Here is a 661-nt window from a genome sequence, read left to right on the forward strand (position 1 = left end):
CGTGCCGAAGGGGCAGGCGACGAACCGTCCGGCCGTCAGGCCCGGCCGGTTCAGGTACCCGCGGGCCAGGCCCGCCCCCGCGACGTACAGCTCACCCGCCACCCCCGGCGGCGCGATGCGCAGGCGCTCGTCCAGCACGTAGACCCGGAAACCCGCCACCGGCCGGCCGATCGGCGGCACGCCACGTCCCGGGGACAGCGGGTCGCTCATCGTCGCGCACACCGTCGTCTCGGTCGGCCCGTACGCGTTGATCATCCGGCGTCCGGGCGCCCACCGGGCCACCAGTTCCGGCCCGCACGCCTCGCCCGCCACCACCAGGGTGGCGGCCGTGACGTCGGCGCCGTCGAGCGCCGCCAGGGCTGAGGGCGGCAGCGTCACATGGCTGACGGCGAGCCGGCGGTCCGTCAGGGCCTCCAGCGGGGCCTCGGCCGGGGCGAGGACGAGCGCGGCGCCGGTGAGCAGCGCGCTGCACAGGTCCCAGAACGACGCGTCGAAGCTGGGCGAGGCGAACTGGAGCACCCGGCTGCCCGGTGCCACGCCGAGCCGCTCGACCTGGGCGGCCACCAGGCCCGCCACACCGGCGTGGCTCACCATGACGCCCTTGGGGCGGCCGGTGGAGCCCGAGGTGTAGATGACGTAGGCCGGGTGCCGGATGTCGAGA

General features: G+C 76.2%; 1 protein-coding gene. It reads right to left on the bottom strand.

The window, feature by feature from the left end:
• Nucleotides 1-661 (bottom strand): AMP-binding protein (locus JK361_RS40660; protein WP_201828263.1); only part of this gene is annotated, 661 nt, incomplete at both ends.

It is taken from the genome of Streptomyces musisoli (assembly GCF_016741855.1).
Lineage (GTDB): Bacteria > Actinomycetota > Actinomycetes > Streptomycetales > Streptomycetaceae > Streptomyces > Streptomyces musisoli.